Below are 16,633 nucleotides of genomic sequence, written 5' to 3' on the forward strand. Positions count from 1 at the left end.
TTAGATACCTAAAAATCAACATAGGGGGATTAATATAAGTTTAAATCATAAATGTCAAACCAAGGTATTGTACTGACGCTATTAGGCGTAATGATAGGAGCCGGAAGCACAAATTCGCCGGGGACAATGATAGCTCCTAAAAGTCCTGCTGGATTAAAATCTTTGTTGTTGAGGATTGTTTTAATACTGTTGTGTAGCGAAAAGTAGCCCAGGTTTAAACCCGCAACGCATAAACATCCATCTGGGACTTCAAAAGTGAACTCTTGAGCCGCTAAGGTATCCTGGGTTTTACTGATCTCAATGCTTTGAAACAAAGGGTGCTTAAATTTTGCTTGTTGTAATGAAATAAGCGTAACAACAACCGTAAGTTCACATAGATTGGCTCTGGAAGGAAATTTAAGTTGCTTAGGGATTTTAGCCTCAGGGATACTTATTTTAAGTATGTTTCCGTTAAGGCTCATTTCCGGCGTTACCCAAAGGTTGTTGCTTAATAGAGACTTGATGTTAAATTCGAAACCTGCAAGCCTGCTGAAACTATCTTCAGCGAAATTGAATTTATCGGTTTCTGGGTTGTAGCATTGTCTTATTACTGCCCTGATTGGAGTATTAAGACGGTTAACCATGTCGCCATGGTAATTGGAATTAATGAAAGCTTCGAAGTTTCTGCGGATAGTGCCGGCAAGAATACTTCCCTGACCAAAAATACTTGCAGCTTTTTTTGTAGCTTTAGTCTGCTTGACACTGACAGGTGCTCTTTGTACAATCTGTTTGTTTTTAACCTTTCTGGTCACCAGTTTTCCAATCATTCCGGTGAGGTGTTTTCCGTCAAATTTTGCCATCTTTTTACTTTGTGTTAATATCTGGTTAGTTTCCGCTCTATATGAGTGTGAATTGCGTTTGGTATGAGAGGCGCGTTATTTCTGCAATTTGAGCGCGGTGAGTCCGCCTTTTTTCTAGAAAAAGGCGGACTCACCGCGGACTCATGGCGGACTCACTGCGGATTGATACCGAGCGCATATTGACGTCATGTAGAACGAATATTAAACTTAAATAAAGTTTTCAGTTAAATTGTTCTATTAAATGTAAAGTTTTTAAAATAAAAAAAAGGATGTTGGATTTAGCTGTTTTTAGTGTGATTTGTTGCTTAATTTTTTTATCACTTTGATCTACGTTTTGTTAATTAATAGTTATTTTAATAAATATCATTTTAATATTTTTTATATTTAATTAGGAATTGTATTTTTGTTTAAAGATATAATATTATGAAAAATGACAATTCTGGTGATTTTGAAAAAAAAGGGAAAAAGAAAAGGTATTCAAATCGGGAGCCGATTGTAAGTCGGGTTAGTGATATTGATTTTTCGAGCACTTATTCTTACGCGAACTATTTGCGCTGGCAGTTTGAAGAACGGTTGGAGCTGATCAAGGGGAAGGTATTTGAAATGGCAGCGCCTGCTCCGTTTCATCAGTTGGTTTCAGGGCGGATTTCGGGTGAGCTTCATTCCTTTTTAAAAAGGAATCCTTGCAGGATATATCCTGCACCTTTTGATGTGCGCTTTCCGGATGCTTCTAAGCGAAATAAGGATGTTTATACGGTTTTACAGCCTGATATTTCGATTGTTTGTGATGTGACTAAAATAGATAGAAGGGGATGCGTATGGGCGCCAGATATTGTTGTGGAGATTTTATCCCCAAGCAACAATAAAAAAGATTTGGAAAACAAATTTGCTATTTATGAGGAGTATGGCGTACGTGAATACTGGATTGTGTTTCCAGAGGAGCGGTATTTATTGAAGTATGTACGGAATGCTGATGGGATTTTTATTGCTGATAAACCCTATGATGGGACAGCTGATTTTGTTTCAGATCTCTTACCTGGCTTTCGATTAGATATTAATGAGGTGTTTGAAGATTAATAATTTGTTTTAACGGATGTATAGTGATTTAATTATGAATGACGATAGTGTAAAAAAAACTAAGCCTCATAAAAAACCAAAGTCTTACCTTCAGAAGGAAACGGTAGTGCACAAGGTTAGTGATATTGATCTTTCCAGAACTTATTCTTACGCCAATTATCTGAAATGGGAGATTACGGAGCGGTTGGAGTTGATTAAAGGGAAGATATTTGAAATGTCTGTTCCATCTCCAAACCACCAACGAGTGCTGGGTAGGATCCAATTTGAAATGTATTTATTTTTAAAAGGTCAGTCTTGTGAGGTATTTGCTGCACCCTTTGATGTCCGTTTTCCGGATCAGTCGAAAGCGAATAAAGATGTGTACACGGTTTTGCAACCCGATATTTGCGTGGTTTGTGATGGGACGAAGGTGGATAAACAGGGATGTATTGGTGCACCGGATATTGTGGTGGAAGTATTGTCGCCAACTAACAACACAAAGGAGTTAAAAAATAAGTTTGCTATTTATGAGGAATACGGAGTGCGGGAGTATTGGGTTGTTCATCCTAAAAAACGAACTTTCTTAAAGTATGTGCTGAATGATGATGGTGTGTTTGTTGTTGGTGAATTATATGAAGGTGGAAGCGAGTTTGTTTCTGATATTTTGCCGGGTTTTCGGTTAAACATTGATGAAGTGTTTGGCGTGATGAAGTAAGTTGAGTTTTTTGTAAGTTTGCCACTCTAACATTAAATGCAACATACATGCTTGCTTTTGCAAATGCTAAAATCAATCTTGGTTTAGATGTCATCCAAAAAAGAACTGATGGTTACCATAACATCGAAACGGTTTTTTACCCTGTAAAATTATATGATGTTATTGAACTTACTGATGCAGATGAAACTACTTGCGTTATTAAAGGGATTGATGTGCCAGGTAATGTGGAGGATAATATTTGTCTGAAAGCATTCGAGGCATTGAAAAAGGATTTCGACCTGCCGGTGCAGCAAATCACACTGCTCAAAAATATTCCTGTAGGTGCCGGTTTGGGGGGAGGCTCTTCAGATGCCGCTCATTTGATTAAATTGGTGAATGAGAAATTTAAGCTGAATCTGTCTGTTGCAGTGATGCAGGATTATGCACGGCCTTTAGGTGCGGATTGTGCTTTTTTTATAGAGAATCAACCCGCTTATGCTTTTGGTAAAGGTGATGAGTTCAGTTCAATCGCAATAGATTTGTCAAAATATTACATTGTCTTGGTAAAACCGCCAGTTCATGTAGCGACAGCAGAAGCTTATGCCGGAATAAAGCCTATAATTCCTAGTAGATCGGTAAAAGATTTAATACATTTGCCTATAGCAGAATGGAAGTCTGATTTGAAAAATGATTTTGAGCCTTCTGTGTTTTCAATATATCCGGAGATTGAACAGATCAAAACAAGTTTATACCAGTCTGGTGCACTATTCTCACTGATGAGTGGCAGTGGTTCTTGTGTTTATGCAATTTTTGATCGCCAGGTTAGTTTGCCGGAGCTTGAAGGAAAGAACAAGGTGTTTTATAATGTTTGATACTTAAAATGGAGATTAATTTAGTACGTAAAAGCGGTAGGTTTAATTTTGAAGCAGAAAATTCTGCAGGATTTAAAGTGGAATTAGATGCTAAGCCTGCAATTGGAGGTGAAGGTAAAGGCTTCAGGCCAATGGAGATGCTTTTAGTCGGTTTAGGCGGTTGTAGTGGAATTGATATGGTGAATGTGCTGACTAAGCAGAAGGAGCCTTTAAATGATGTGAAAATTGCCATTAAGGCAACCAGAAAAGACGAAGAAATGCCGCCGATATTTGATGTGATTAACATTCATTTTGATCTTTACGGTGCATTAAGTGTGCAAAAAGTAGAACGCGCATTGGCGATGACCTTTGAAAAGTACTGTTCTGTATCCAATATTTTAGAGCGCTCTGCTACCATTAATTTTACCTATACCATTCATCAATAAATAAAATGCAAGAAGAGAATTTCGAAACCATTGCCATACGCTTACAGGCAGAAAGAACACAATTTAAAGAGCATTCAGTGCCATTGTATTTAACGTCAAGTTATAAATTCGATGATGCGGAGGATATGCGTGCGCTTTTTGCGAATGAAAAGGAAGGAAATGTTTACAGCCGTTATGCCAATCCAAATACGACGGAGCTAATCGATAAAATGGTTGCCCTTGAAGGTTCGGAAGCTGGTTGGGCTACTGCTTCGGGAATGGCTGCCATATTTACCACTTTTGCTGCTTTTCTAAAGTCGGGTGATCATGTGTTGTCTAGTCGTTCGGTGTTTGGTTCGACACATCAATTGCTAAATAACGTTTTTTCGAAATGGGGTATTACCTACACTTACGCAGATCTGGATAAAACAGAACAATGGGAGAGTGGTATACAGCCGAATACAAAGATGATTTTTGTAGAGACGCCTTCTAATCCCGGAATTGATATCATCGATTTGGAATGGTTGGGTAAACTGGCGAAAAAGCACAATATTTTGCTGGTGGTTGATAATTGCTTTGCTACCCCGTATTTACAGCAGCCGATAAAACTCGGTGCTGATATTTCTATCCATTCGGCAACTAAATTTATTGATGGACAAGGTCGTACTTTGGGAGGGATCATTTTGGGCTCCGCTGCTCTGATCAAAGAAATTGAAGGTTTTGCAAGACACAGTGGCCCTGCTATGTCGCCATTTAATGCATGGTTGTTGTCTAAAAGTTTAGAGACACTTGCGGTGCGCATGGATAGGCATTGTGAAAATGCTTTAAAAGTTGCTGAGTTTTTAGAAACTCATCCTGGCATTAAACGAGTGATGTATCCATTTTTGCCTTCTCATCCGCAGTATGAGATTGCTAAAAAGCAAATGAAGCAAGGTGGAGGTATCGTGACACTGGTAATTGAAGGCGGTGTTGAAGCTGCGAGCCGTTTTATGAACAAATTGAAAATGTTCTCAATTTCTGCTAATCTAGGTGATACACGATCTATCGCTACACATCCGGCAACCAGTACGCATTCGAAATTAACAGAAGAGGAGCGTTTGCAGGTTGGGATTGAACAAGGGTCGATTCGTTTGTCTATTGGTCTGGAGCATATCAATGATATTCTTGGAGATATCAAGCAAGCATTGGCTTAAGATTTTATACATAAAAAAAGCGTGGTATCATTTCTCAGTTGAAATGGCACCACGCTTTTTTTATGCAATGTTTTTTAGGTAATCTCTATTTTATGTAATCGCGGTCTTCGTCGCTCAGTGTACTTTTGTTGATGGTGTTGCTGTGTTCCTCAACTTCCTTATCGTAAGAGCTTACTGTTGTTTTGGGACGTCCTGTCCAAAAGCCAAGCACAAATCCAACAAAAGTACAAATTCCTACTACGGCAAGCTTAGAAATGTTTCTTTTCATAAAGATGAAGTCGAATTCTACGACATCTGTATTCATCATTAAAAAAATAGTAAAAAGAGCTGTGAGAATGATAATTAAAACGGTTTTTGTGCGCATGATTTAAAAGTTGTAATTTAAAATTAATTCTAATATAGGATTTTGGTTGTAAATCTTGTTGACGAAAACAAATCTCGCACCTAAATCAATAACCGGTTGGTAGCGGAGTAAATTCATGCTGCTTCGGAGTTCAAAGCCATAAGTTTTAGGTTCGCCGAGGTTGGTGTCGATGCCGAGGTTTTCGTAGTGACAGAATAAGCCGCCGCGTAAATTTCTGATGTAAGCGAGTGGACCAATTTCAGCGTCAGGAAAAGCAAAAGGGAACCTGTAATTGAAGAGTAAGGTGTTCTTTAAAAAGTTTTGGGCCCTAATGTTGTTGTAGCCATAAACTGTAGGTATTTCGTTGTCATATCTTCTTACTCCGTTGGAATTTTGGTAGTTGAAGCTGGCCATGAAAGAATGGTTTTTTAACAGTCCAGGGAAATAGAAAGCACTTTGGAAGGCGAATAGCTGTCCGTCCAATTGCTTGTCAAATGGCTGGTGGAGGTAAATTAGGCTTAATGTTTGAGCCCATTTAGGTACAATGTCACGGTCGGCTTGTCGCATGGAGTGTACAAAGGAGAAGCCGTATTCCATTGGGAATTTAAGACTGGTGATGTAATTGGCCGGCATATTTTCTCCCATGTATCTTTTGGTGTAGCTGGTCGCTGCTTTTAACGAGAAGCTGTAGGTGTCTCCAAGTGTGTTTAAGCTAATTGGAAGCATTGCCTGGACCTGGATGTTGTTTTCTCTCCAGTCGCCTTGCATAACGCTTGTATTGCTGCTGTAGAAAGTTCTTCTTGGCCTGTTCCGATAGGTGGCGCTAATGATGGGGTAAAAACTTTTAAGCACGATACCTGCATTGTACTCAAATCGGCCCAGGTCTCTGTAATATTCGGCACCGGCAAAAGCACTGAAGGTATTGAGCAGGTTGTCTGAATCGAATTGTAATCCGCCGCGGTATTCATCTTCAATCACGGGGGTGATGCTGTGTACGTTGATCAGGTTGCCAAGTGCATGGTAAGGTTTGGAAGTGTAGGCACTGTCGGGAATTTGAGTAAATACATTTCCGGTGTGCTCCTGTTTTTCGGCTGCAGCACCAAAGTAAACAAAATTGTTTTTACCAGGTTGCTCAGGATTTATCGGAATTTCTGAAATGTCGTAGCCTGTTTGTGTGAAATTGTTGAAAAGGAGGGTGGAGGTTCCTTTTGGAAAAGATGGGTTAAAAGCGCCGTATTTTGCTGCGCTCAGAGCGCTTATCTTTTTTGTTTTGATATCTATGCTGTAAATGTTGTCAAGTCCGCTGTAATGCGTGTTAAATGCGATTTGCTGGTTAATGAATACCGGCCTTGATAATTGTTGCTGAGTTGGAGGGATGAGTTCTTCAGTTTGTCCGAGTCTGTCGGTCGTGTTTAATGTTTTGCCTTTTTCGCTGACACCGATGTAGGCTACCGTATTTCCGCTGGCATCGAAAGATGGAGTTTGCAGAATCAGGTTTTGTGGGTTTGGGTAAGTGAAAAGGATATTTCCATTTTGTGCATCGAGCTCGACCAGGTTGCATTGATTGCTCAGATCAAATCTTACTGCTATGATTTTTTTTCCGTCGGCAGAAAGCGAAGGTGCGAAGAGCCTGCTTCTTGAGCTGAGTTTTTTTACTTTTTTAGTTTTTAGGTTGTAGCTGCAAATCACATTGTAGCTGCGTTGACGATAACGAGGGTCGTATCTTACCTCGTCCCAAACCACAAGTTCATTGGCGTAGCTGAACCAGGGCTGTTCCTGATAGCCGATGTTCAGGAGGTGGGTTTCCTTGCGGTTGCTGTCGATCAAAGTTAAGTGCGTAACCTCTGCTTTACTTTGCTTTAAAGTTAATATGCTGTTGTCGCTTAATCTTACCGGTGAAAAGTAGTTGGTGGCGTAGCTTGCAGGTTTGGTTAGTGAGCTGTAGTTTTTTTCGGGTGTTGCTACTGCTTGAGCTGCCCAGTTTTTTTTGAGTGTTGCTTTGGTTTCCTTAAACCATTCATGACTTCCTTTGCTCGTGAATTTTTTTAGTGAGTTTGAAAAAGGGTAGAGGCGGACCGGACGTTTGCGTATGTCGGTTAGTACTTCGTTGAAGATGTCTTTTCCTTCTTCAGTTCTGATGATGGATGACATGAGGTAGCCTAGCTGATAGTAGCCGGGAGTGATGTCTTTGTCTGATCCAAAATAAGCCTTGCTGTAAGATATATTTTTCCCTTCGAGCAGGCTTGTTCGAAAAGGCATGATCCATGAAGGTTGTCTTCCGCGACCTGCGTTGGTCAGGGCAGTTTCGGTGGTCACTGCATCACCTTCAAAAAACCAAATGGGGATGCTCACGCCGAACCAACCGAAGTAGATCAATTCGGGAAAAGGGTGGGCCTTGCCACCGGTCAGTTTGTCGAACTGGGCAACGTGTCTGAGTTCGTGAACGGCCAGGTTATTTAGCCAGTCCTGACTGTCGAATTGCTGAGGTGGGGTGGTGTAAAATTCTGACTTTTTTGGGCCGAGCTGAACGAAGCCATTTGCAATTACTCCCTGGTTTTGAAGGAGCAGTGGAATGCTCGTTTTTTTCATTCCTAAACTGCTACCTACATAAGGGTAAATGTGGGGTAGGGTATTGGCCATTCTTTGCGCTTCTTTTTCCATCTCTGTCGGATAGATGATCTGGAAGCCTGAAGCATTTATTTGACGCCATTTTACACTAAGTGGGTTTTGCTCGCTGTTGAAAATCTGAGAAAAAACTGAATGTGAAATTAAACTTAATATTGCTGTAGTTTTAATTTTGATTACCAGTGATTTGTATATTTTATTTCGCTTCATTTATTGTGTTTGCTAAAATAATTAGTATTTTAAAATTTTTAAGCTTGATTTTATATTATGTTTTATTTTAAATGGGTTTGTTTTATTTATTGATATTCAGTATTTTAATTTGTTATGTGGTTTTGTTAAGTTGACCATTTTTTGTGGTTTTGTTTGGGTTTTTTTAAGGGTTTTGTGTGTTTGTGTTATTGTGTTTGTATGGTGCTTAAATATAAGGTTAAGATACACTATTTACCTCGTAAATAAAATTAAATTTCTGCTGCGTGTTTTAATTCTGTATGCAGGAAGGGTATTTTTACGGCTTGTATTTAGCAGAGAAAATGGATGCTTTTCTGCTTAAAAACCGACCGGATTCAGGCTTGTAATTGATACTTTTTTGTAGGGGTGTTTAGGTGGTTTTGTAGCGAGGGAATTGCTCTTTTAAACGCAATATTTCTCCCCTACCCTATGGGTGTGAGCATGGGAACAGGCGGTGGAATTTAGTGTTGGTTTTTGTATTTTCTATAAACCGGATATAGGAATACTGCGCCTAAAATAATGATGGCGCCAGCGTAAAATCCGATCGACATGGACTCTTTTGTGCCAAAGAAAAGGAAGGCCAAAATGATGCCGTATACGGGCTCAAGATTGGTGATGAGGGCTACATTGAAAGCGGATATTGTTCGCATCACAGAGACGCCTGCAACGTATGCAAGTGCAGTGCAAATGGTACCTAATAAGGTCAGGTAAAGCCAGTCGCTTGCGCTTAAATTGAACCGTTCAAGAAAGAGGGTTTGATCGAATATACGGTATAGGCTGATCCAGAAAAATGCCCCGATAATCTCATAAAAACTGATGACAAGTGGGTTGCTTTTTTGTACGAGTGTAGAGTTTATGGTTCCAAAAAGGCTAGATGCAAGGGCTGCAGAAAGGCCGAAAATGATACCTAAAGTATACTTGGATTCGAATTTAAAGATAAGGTAAATACCCAGAATGATGATTAAACCGATGATGATATCGGCTACCTGCATCCTTTGTTTCTTAATCAGCGGCTCTAATATAGCGGTGAAAAGGGTAAAGGAAGAGAGGCATACGAGGGTAACAGAGATGGTTGAAACTTTAATCGACTGGAAGAAAAGTATCCAGTGAAGGGCGACAATGCTTCCTGTGAAAAAGAACTGTAAAAACTGCTTTTTTGTTACTGTAAGGCTTGTTTTGCTCAGTTTGAAGTAAATAAAAAGGGTAATGCTGGCAATTAAAACTCTATACCACACCATTTGTACGGCACTAACGGAAATTAACGCGCCAAGGATGCCTGTAAAGCCCCAGATGAATACTGTGAAGTGTAAGATCAGCAGGTTTTTGTTGGGGGTCGCAGGTTGTTGAGTCATTATTTAGGTGCTTTTCGAAGAAGATAATAGCCCAGTAAACCGAAGCATAGGGTAGGTGTTAGTACAGCTAAAAGTGGCGGAACGCCTCCTTTTAGTGAAAACATTTTTGCGAATTGGTTAAATACGATGTAGGCAAAGCTTAATATTATGCCTATTCCAAGTGGTAGTCCAACACCTCCACGTACCTTTCTGGAAGAGAGCGCGACGCCAATAAGCGTTAAAACGAAGGCTGATAAGGGGTGTAGATAACGTTTATATTGCTCAAATAACAAGTCGTTCCATATCCCGGATCCTCTGATTTTCTCTTTTCTGATCTTCTCTGAGAGCTCTTTGTTGGTAAGGTTTTCGAAGATGTTATCATAAGCTGAGAAGTCGTCAGGACGCATATCCAGCACTGTGTCTTTAGTCATGGATGCTCCACTAACAAAGGTTTCTTTTAAGCCATTAACGTACCTTATTGAATAGTTTGTTAGCTTCCATGAGCGTTTTAGTGAGTCCCATTTGATTTCATCTGCAACCAGCTTTTTGGTCAATACATCGCCTTTAAAGTTGTCCAGGGAGAAACGAGTTCCTGTCTTACTTTTGTTGTCGAAATTATCCATGTAGATGTAAGTGTTGTTGTCCAGTTTCATGTGGATATTGCTCTTACTTGATGGATCATTTTTCTTTACGTATGTGTTTTCGAAGCTGTTTTTAAGCTGATTGGTATAGGGTAAGATGTATAAATTGGAAACGAGGTTGACTGCGAATATGATAAATGCTGATGCAAAATAAGGCATCAGGAAGCGATTAAAGCTTACTCCGCCACTTAAAATGGGTACGATCTCGGTCTGGTCGGCCATCTTTGCTGTAAAAAATATGACAGCGATGAAGTTGATCAGGGGCGAGAGCATATTTACATAATAAGGAATAGAGCCTGCATAATAGAGTGATATTACCTGCCAGAAGGTAAGATTGGCACTTAAAAAGTCGTCCAGTTTCTCGGATAAATCAAAGATAATGATGATCACAACAAATAGGGTTAGGGTGTATAGAAATGTACCCAGGTATTTGCTGATGATGTACCAGTCGAGAATTTTAACCCTGTCTTTGATAAAGTTCATTTATAATTTATTACCTAAGATAGTAACCATTTTGTTTTTCCATGCGTAAAATTCGCCGCTTATAATCTTCTCGCGGGCTTCTTTAACCAGCCATAGGTAAAAATGCAGGTTATGTAGGGTCGCAATTTGAGCACCAAGCATCTCTTTTGAGTGCATTAAGTGTCTTAAATAGGCTTTAGAGTACACTTGATCTGCAATCAGATCACTATCTGCTTCAATTGGTGAGAAGTCATCTGCCCATTTTTTGTTACCGATATTGATGATGCCATTTTTAGTGAATAGCATACCGTTTCTGGCATTTCTGGTTGGCATTACACAGTCAAACATGTCTACACCTAGTGCAATGTTCTCTAATATGTTTATTGGTGTTCCTACACCCATTAGATAACGTGGTTTTTCTTCAGACAGTATGTTACAAACCACCTCGGTCATTCCGTACATTTCTTCTGCAGGCTCACCTACCGAGAGTCCGCCTATGGCATTGCCCTCGCGCTCCATTGAAGCTATAAACTCTGCAGACTTCATTCTTAAATCTTTATACACAGAGCCTTGTACAATAGGGAACAAGGTTTGATTGAAACCGTATTTTGGTTCGGTGGTATCAAAGCGGTTACAGCAGCGCTTTAACCAGCGATGTGTCATGTTGATAGAATTGGCCGCATATTTATAATCACATGGATAAGGTGTACATTCATCAAAGGCCATGATGATATCGGCCCCGATGGTACGCTGAATATCCATTGCATATTCTGGTGTAAATAGGTGTTTTGATCCGTCTATATGTGAGCGAAAGGTTACGCCTTCCTCTTTAATTTTACGAACTTTACTCAAAGAGTACACTTGATAACCGCCACTGTCGGTTAGAATTGGCCTGTCCCAGCCAATAAATTTATGCAAACCACCGGCTTGTTCCAGGATATCCAGTCCCGGTCTTAAATATAAATGGTAGGTGTTTCCTAAGATGATTTTAGCATCGATGTCATTCTTTAGTTGCTGCTGGTTAATTGATTTAACCGTTCCTGCAGTGCCCACAGGCATGAAAATGGGGGTTTGTATGTCGCCATGATCTGTAGTAATTGTTCCTGCTCTTGCCTTCGAATGTATATCCTTTGCTTGTAAATTAAATTTCATCTTTATCTTGTCTCTCAAAAAAATCTGCGCAAAAATAGCAAAAAACAAGCTATTTATGGGTTAAATTTTTTATCAACATAAAGGAACATTACAGATTAAAAATCAGAAATTTGACACCTTCAAAAATACATCGTGGAATTAACCTTTTTAAAGAGCGTTTTGTTAGAGAGCTTTGAGAGTTGCCTGCTCGGCATATTAGTTTTTTGTTTTCTGGTTCAGCTATATTTTAGTTTGTTTGTGCACCTTAAATTGGCACGAATAAAAATAAATCCACTAGCTGAAAGTGCTAAAAAACCTTTAAGTGTAGTAATTTGTGCCCGCAACGAAGTCGAAAACCTGAAGAAGTACTTGCCTTCGGTTTTAGAGCAAGAGTATCCTGATTTTGAGGTGATTGTGGTGAATGATAGGTCCTGGGATGGGACTCATGAAGTTTTAGAAGCTTTCGCAAAGCAATATAACCATCTAAAAATTGTAACGGTTAATGATGGCAGCAAGTTTATTGCTGGTAAAAAGTTTGCCGTAACAATGGGTATCAAAGCCACTTGCAATGAGTGGTTGGTATTTACGGATGCAGATTGTATGCCTGCCTCTTCCAGATGGTTATATGGTATGCAACAGCCGGATCAGGAGGAGGTGGAGATCGTTCTTGGTTATTCTCCATATATGAAGAAAAGAGGTCTTTTGAACGCTTTGATTCGCTTTGAAACTTTTTTTACGGCTGTAAATTACCTTTCTTTTGCGATAAAGGGAATGCCTTATATGGGCGTTGGACGGAATATGGCCTATAAGAAATCGTTGTTTTTTAACAATAAAGGATTTGCTGCACATATGCATATCCCTTCGGGCGATGATGATCTTTTTGTGAATGCTCATGCTTATGATGGTAATACAGCTATATGTATAAATAAGGATGCGCAGGTTTGGAGTGAGCCAAATACCAGCTTTGGTGCATACCTGAGACAAAAGAAACGTCATTTTGGTGCGGGTAAGCTGTATAAGCCAAAGCATAAATTCATTTTGTCTGCACAGATCATCATACAATTCTTATTTTATGTTACCTTAGTGGTATCGATGTGCTTTAAAACAACGCTTTATCCGGCTTTAGGGGTGCTGGTACTGAGTATTATCATCAGATGTTTTGTTTATCCACGAATCTTGAAGCGATTAAATTATGGTGATTTAAGGTGGTGGTTCCCGATTTTAGACATGCTATTATTCATTTTTTTAGTCTTTAATGGCATTCTATCTATATTTGTTAAAAAAGTTCAGTGGAAATGAAATCAACGCTAATACAGAAATACTTTAAGGACTTAACTGACCAGCAAATTGCTCAGTTTGATCAGTTGTATGATTTATACAGCTTTTGGAATGCACAAATCAATGTGATTTCAAGGAAAGATATTGATGAGCTTTATGAACGTCATATTTTACATTCATTGGGAATTGCCAAGTTCTGCACTTTTAAGCCTGGAACAACGGTTTTAGATGTGGGTACGGGTGGTGGTTTTCCGGGAATACCATTGGCTATTTTGTTTCCGGAAACGGAGTTTCACCTGGTCGATTCTATAGGTAAGAAGATTAAAGTCGTGGCTGAAGTGGCCTGGTCGCTGGGCTTAAAGAATGTTACAGCGAGTCATTTGAGGGCTGAGCAAGTGATTGATAAATATGATTTTGTAGTTTCCAGGGCAGTAACGAGGCTTATTGATTTCTATCCGTGGATACAGGGGAAATTTAAAAAGGAGTCTAAAAACGCCATTCAAAATGGAATTCTTTACTTAAAGGGAGGTGATTTGGCTGAGGAAATTGCTGAATCACGCCTAAAAGCGGAACTATATCCGCTTTCAGCTTATTTCGAGGAAGAGTTTTTCGAAACTAAATACGTGGTTTATATCCCACAATAAGGGTTTCCTAGTTTACCGTTATTTTATAAGTTTTTTAAGATTTTGGTTCTACCGGAGGTGGGGGTGGAACTTCTTGTTTTTTATCTTTTATGATTGGCGGCGGAAATTTTACCTTTTTATCTGGCTTTACTATTGGAGGAGGGAACTTTACATGTGTTGTTTTTGATGCATTAGAGCCGGATTTTTTAGTTGTTGGTTCTACAGGAGGAGGAGGTGGTGGTGGGGGTGGGGCTAATTTGTGTACCTTGTTACTTGTTTGAGCTGCTTTCTTTTTAGCGGCTGATTTTGCTTTTTTAGAAGTGTCCTGATTTAGGGTTTTCACAAATCTATATTTTTTAGGATACAGATCTACAATTGCGTAGTCTTTGCTAAAGGCCATGGAAGATGCACATAGCATCCCGCCGATAACCGGTAATGCGAATAGGAATTTGAGCCTGGCTCGCCCTCCTGATCTTTCTTTGTTTAACATGTTGATTCTCATTTTTAATATGGATTGGTTGAATATTTGATTGGTTAATTGGCTAGGTGCAATCCCAAATGAATTTTGGATCAAAAACATGGCGTATTCGTGTTTCTCAACTGTATGGGTAGTTGCATCATCAGCGATATATTCATGTAAAAGTTTTACATCTTTTTTAATGAGGTAAGTAATTGGATTAAACCAGCCCAGTATTTGAATAATCTCGAAAAAGAGGATATCTGCACTGTGTTTTTGATGAATGTGTATCATTTCATGGGTTATAACTGTGTCTTTATCCGTGCAATTTGGATTGATAAACAGGAGGTTAAAAAAGGAAAATGCAGTTTCTGATCCTTGTAATCCAATATAAGTGATATTGCCGTTTCTGAATTTTTCTGTTTGGTTGGAACGGGCCATAATCCTATATAAATTCATGATGAACTTGCTTAGAAATACAGCTGCGATAGCTAAATATGTATACACAATTAGCACATTGATAGTAAAGCCCTGTTCGTTGATTGTAGTAACCAGATTTTGATTTGATTCGATGTTATTGTGAATACCCATTAGATGATATAAATAGCCTAATTGAAGTAGCGGCAATACGAATGCAATTATTGCTGCGACAATCAAATAATACCTATTTAAGGTATAAAAGGTCTCCTCGCGTAAAAACAAACGGTAAAATCCGTAAAATACAGCTAAATATAAATTAGCTTCCAGTAAGTAATACAACCAGTTCATGATTTCTTGTTTTTAAGTTTTTCTGCCAATTGAATTAATTCATCTAGTTCATCCATATTCATATTCTTCTCTTTTACGAGAAAGGAGACGAGACTTTGATATGAATTTTCGAAGTAGTTGTTCATCACCTTGTCAAATGCAAAGTGTTTGTACTGTGCTTCGCTGATCAAGGGGAAATAAATATGCGTATTGCCAATAGCCTTATGGTCTATAAAGCCTTTGCCTTCTAATACCCTGATCACCGTGGATACGGTATTGTAGGCAGGTTTTGGTGGAGACATCCTATCAATTACATCCTTTACCAATCCTTCTTTTATTTCCCATAAAATTAGCATTACCTGTTCTTCTGCTTTTGTAAGTTCTCTCATATGATACCTCATTTTTAATGTTAATTAAAGTTACTACTATATTTGTAGTTTGCAAACTATTTTTATAGTTTTATTTTAAGATATTGATAATTAGTTATTTAGGTTTTAGTGTGTGGTTCTGTTTACTTGAACTGAATAACTTAGCCTATGAGTTTAATTCACAAAATAGGCCTTACACTGATTAAGGGTGTAGGGGATGTGATCGCAAGAAATTTGCTTGATCATTTTGGTAGTGCTGAAACTGTATTCAAGGCAAGTAAGCACGAATTAATGGAGGTTTTAGGTGTGGGAGAGGTTATTGCTGCACAGGTTTTAAATAATAACGCGCTCGAAATCGCTGAGAGAGAGGTTACGTTTATTAAAAAACATCGCATAAAAGCACTTTTTTATACCGATGAAGACTATCCTCAGCGATTGAAAAATTGCCATGATGCGCCGATTTTACTATATTATAAAGGTAATGCAGATTTAAATCACCCCCGTATCATTAGTATTGTTGGCACAAGAAGAGCTACTGCTTATGGAAAGCAGTTGTGTAGGCAGTTGGCCGAAGTACTGGCTCCCTATAATGTAATTATTGTGAGTGGATTGGCTTATGGGATAGATGTGGCGTCTCATAAAGAAAGTCTGGAGCAAAACATCCCTACGATAGGGGTGATGGCACATGGTCTGGATCGTATTTATCCTGCTGTGCATAAGCCCGTTGCTCGAAAAATGGTTTTAAATGGTGGTTTGCTGACTGAGTTTCTGCCAAATACCAATCCGGATAAGGAAAATTTTCCTAAACGAAACCGCATTATTGCAGGTCTTTCTGATGCTACAGTGGTGGTGGAGGCTACAGCAAAAGGTGGTGCATTGATTACAGCAGATATTGCAAATTCTTACAATCGAGATGTATATGCATTTCCGGGCCGAACAACTGATCTATTTTCTGAAGGCTGCAATTTTCTGATTAAAACCAATCGTGCGGCCTTAATCAATGACGCAAAGGATTTGATTTATTACCTGGGTTGGGATGATGTTATTCCTGAAAAGGCTGGGGTACAGACGGAATTGCCAGTAAACCTCTCTAAAGACGAGCAAAGGGTAGTTGAGCTTTTGCAAGATACGTCCCTGCGTATTGATGAACTGGCTATTTGTTTAAATGTTGGTCAAAGTAAGTTGGCAATGCTCTTACTGAGTCTTGAAATGCAGGGAATTCTGGTTTCTTTACCGGGTAAAGTCTATAAATTGAATTAGCATATTTTTTGTTTCACATTATTAACGTTTGTTTGTAAGTCTATTGGAATACTAGATTAAAATATTATTTTGTTTATTTTA

At 39.0% G+C, this 16,633-nt stretch carries 16 protein-coding genes; 8 read left to right on the forward strand and 8 right to left on the reverse strand.

Going from position 1 to position 16,633, the window contains the following annotated elements; genetic code table 11:
- Positions 1–29: 29 nt before the first annotated feature.
- On the reverse strand, positions 30–839 hold the full coding sequence (locus tag P0Y49_05535) for a hypothetical protein (GenBank protein ID WEK20599.1): 810 nt from the start codon (positions 837–839) through the stop codon (positions 30–32).
- A gap of 423 nt (positions 840–1,262) precedes the next feature.
- On the opposite strand from P0Y49_05535, the gene P0Y49_05540 reads away from it, so the two are divergent.
- The 5 genes from P0Y49_05540 to P0Y49_05560 are packed head-to-tail and all read left to right on the forward strand — an operon-like array spanning position 1,263 to position 5,058.
- Positions 1,263–1,916 carry a Uma2 family endonuclease gene (locus tag P0Y49_05540; GenBank protein ID WEK20600.1) on the forward strand — a complete coding sequence of 218 codons (654 nt, stop codon included), beginning with the start codon at positions 1,263–1,265 and terminating at the stop codon, positions 1,914–1,916.
- Between the two features lie 34 nt (positions 1,917–1,950).
- Complete coding sequence (locus P0Y49_05545) at positions 1,951–2,610, forward strand: Uma2 family endonuclease (GenBank protein WEK20601.1); 660 nt, start codon at positions 1,951–1,953, stop codon at positions 2,608–2,610.
- Between the two features lie 47 nt (positions 2,611–2,657).
- Positions 2,658–3,461 (forward strand): 4-(cytidine 5'-diphospho)-2-C-methyl-D-erythritol kinase, encoded by an 804-nt coding sequence (gene ispE / locus P0Y49_05550; GenBank protein WEK20602.1) that lies wholly within the window; start codon positions 2,658–2,660, stop codon positions 3,459–3,461.
- Positions 3,462–3,469: 8 nt separating this feature from the next.
- Positions 3,470–3,886 carry an OsmC family protein gene (locus P0Y49_05555; GenBank protein ID WEK20603.1) on the forward strand — a complete coding sequence of 139 codons (417 nt, stop codon included), beginning with the start codon at positions 3,470–3,472 and terminating at the stop codon, positions 3,884–3,886.
- 5 nt (positions 3,887–3,891) lie between these two features.
- Positions 3,892–5,058 (forward strand): O-succinylhomoserine sulfhydrylase, encoded by a 1,167-nt coding sequence (locus P0Y49_05560; protein WEK20604.1) that lies wholly within the window; start codon positions 3,892–3,894, stop codon positions 5,056–5,058.
- Between the two features lie 85 nt (positions 5,059–5,143).
- Here P0Y49_05560 and P0Y49_05565 read toward each other — a convergent pair whose 3' ends face one another.
- The 5 genes from P0Y49_05565 to tgt form a co-directional block, all read right to left on the reverse strand.
- Complete coding sequence (locus P0Y49_05565) at positions 5,144–5,365, reverse strand: hypothetical protein (GenBank protein WEK20605.1); 222 nt, start codon at positions 5,363–5,365, stop codon at positions 5,144–5,146.
- Positions 5,366–5,425: 60 nt separating this feature from the next.
- A complete protein-coding gene (locus P0Y49_05570) occupies positions 5,426–8,236 on the reverse strand; it encodes a hypothetical protein (GenBank protein WEK20606.1) in 2,811 nt (936 codons plus the stop codon).
- A gap of 479 nt (positions 8,237–8,715) precedes the next feature.
- A complete protein-coding gene (locus P0Y49_05575) occupies positions 8,716–9,606 on the reverse strand; it encodes a DMT family transporter (protein ID WEK20607.1) in 891 nt (296 codons plus the stop codon).
- Positions 9,606–10,709, reverse strand: a complete 1,104-nt coding sequence (locus P0Y49_05580; GenBank protein ID WEK20608.1) for an LptF/LptG family permease — start codon at positions 10,707–10,709, stop codon at positions 9,606–9,608. The genes P0Y49_05575 and P0Y49_05580 overlap by 1 nt, the downstream gene beginning before the upstream one ends.
- Positions 10,710–11,840 (reverse strand): tRNA guanosine(34) transglycosylase Tgt, encoded by a 1,131-nt coding sequence (gene tgt / locus P0Y49_05585; protein ID WEK20609.1) that lies wholly within the window; start codon positions 11,838–11,840, stop codon positions 10,710–10,712. It abuts the gene before it with no gap.
- Between the two features lie 183 nt (positions 11,841–12,023).
- Here tgt and P0Y49_05590 point away from each other — a divergent pair, with 183 nt between their 5' ends.
- On the forward strand, positions 12,024–13,118 hold the full coding sequence (locus P0Y49_05590) for a glycosyltransferase (protein ID WEK21775.1): 1,095 nt from the start codon (positions 12,024–12,026) through the stop codon (positions 13,116–13,118).
- Complete coding sequence (rsmG, locus tag P0Y49_05595; protein ID WEK20610.1) at positions 13,115–13,741, forward strand: 16S rRNA (guanine(527)-N(7))-methyltransferase RsmG; 627 nt, start codon at positions 13,115–13,117, stop codon at positions 13,739–13,741. The genes P0Y49_05590 and rsmG overlap by 4 nt, the downstream gene beginning before the upstream one ends.
- 34 nt (positions 13,742–13,775) lie before the next feature.
- Here the strand turns inward: rsmG and P0Y49_05600 are convergent, their stop codons facing one another.
- Complete coding sequence (locus tag P0Y49_05600) at positions 13,776–14,945, reverse strand: M56 family metallopeptidase (protein ID WEK20611.1); 1,170 nt, start codon at positions 14,943–14,945, stop codon at positions 13,776–13,778.
- Positions 14,942–15,313 carry a BlaI/MecI/CopY family transcriptional regulator gene (locus P0Y49_05605; GenBank protein ID WEK20612.1) on the reverse strand — a complete coding sequence of 124 codons (372 nt, stop codon included), beginning with the start codon at positions 15,311–15,313 and terminating at the stop codon, positions 14,942–14,944. Before P0Y49_05605 ends, P0Y49_05600 begins: the two co-directional genes overlap by 4 nt.
- A gap of 147 nt (positions 15,314–15,460) precedes the next feature.
- Between P0Y49_05605 and dprA the strand changes: the two genes are divergently transcribed.
- Entirely contained in the window at positions 15,461–16,552 is a 1,092-nt protein-coding gene (dprA, locus tag P0Y49_05610; protein ID WEK20613.1) for a DNA-processing protein DprA, read from the forward strand.
- Positions 16,553–16,633 lie beyond the last annotated feature (81 nt).

Origin of the sequence: Candidatus Pedobacter colombiensis (assembly GCA_029202485.1) — a bacterium.
GTDB lineage: Bacteria > Bacteroidota > Bacteroidia > Sphingobacteriales > Sphingobacteriaceae > Pedobacter > Pedobacter colombiensis.

Excerpts from the sequence above, each read along its gene's own strand:
- P0Y49_05535 (WEK20599.1), bottom strand. The coding sequence starts at position 839 with ATGGCAAAATTTGACGGAAAACACCTCACCGGAATGATTGGAAAACTG.
- P0Y49_05540 (WEK20600.1), top strand. The coding sequence starts at position 1,263 with ATGAAAAATGACAATTCTGGTGATTTTGAAAAAAAAGGGAAAAAGAAA.
- P0Y49_05545 (WEK20601.1), top strand. The coding sequence starts at position 1,951 with ATGAATGACGATAGTGTAAAAAAAACTAAGCCTCATAAAAAACCAAAG.
- ispE (WEK20602.1), top strand. The coding sequence starts at position 2,658 with ATGCTTGCTTTTGCAAATGCTAAAATCAATCTTGGTTTAGATGTCATC.
- P0Y49_05555 (WEK20603.1), top strand. The coding sequence starts at position 3,470 with ATGGAGATTAATTTAGTACGTAAAAGCGGTAGGTTTAATTTTGAAGCA.
- P0Y49_05560 (WEK20604.1), top strand. The coding sequence starts at position 3,892 with ATGCAAGAAGAGAATTTCGAAACCATTGCCATACGCTTACAGGCAGAA.
- P0Y49_05565 (WEK20605.1), bottom strand. The coding sequence starts at position 5,365 with ATGATGAATACAGATGTCGTAGAATTCGACTTCATCTTTATGAAAAGA.
- P0Y49_05570 (WEK20606.1), bottom strand. The coding sequence starts at position 8,236 with ATGAAGCGAAATAAAATATACAAATCACTGGTAATCAAAATTAAAACT.
- P0Y49_05575 (WEK20607.1), bottom strand. The coding sequence starts at position 9,606 with ATGACTCAACAACCTGCGACCCCCAACAAAAACCTGCTGATCTTACAC.
- P0Y49_05580 (WEK20608.1), bottom strand. The coding sequence starts at position 10,709 with ATGAACTTTATCAAAGACAGGGTTAAAATTCTCGACTGGTACATCATC.
- tgt (WEK20609.1), bottom strand. The coding sequence starts at position 11,840 with ATGAAATTTAATTTACAAGCAAAGGATATACATTCGAAGGCAAGAGCA.
- rsmG (WEK20610.1), top strand. The coding sequence starts at position 13,115 with ATGAAATCAACGCTAATACAGAAATACTTTAAGGACTTAACTGACCAG.
- P0Y49_05600 (WEK20611.1), bottom strand. The coding sequence starts at position 14,945 with ATGAACTGGTTGTATTACTTACTGGAAGCTAATTTATATTTAGCTGTA.
- P0Y49_05605 (WEK20612.1), bottom strand. The coding sequence starts at position 15,313 with ATGAGAGAACTTACAAAAGCAGAAGAACAGGTAATGCTAATTTTATGG.
- dprA (WEK20613.1), top strand. The coding sequence starts at position 15,461 with ATGAGTTTAATTCACAAAATAGGCCTTACACTGATTAAGGGTGTAGGG.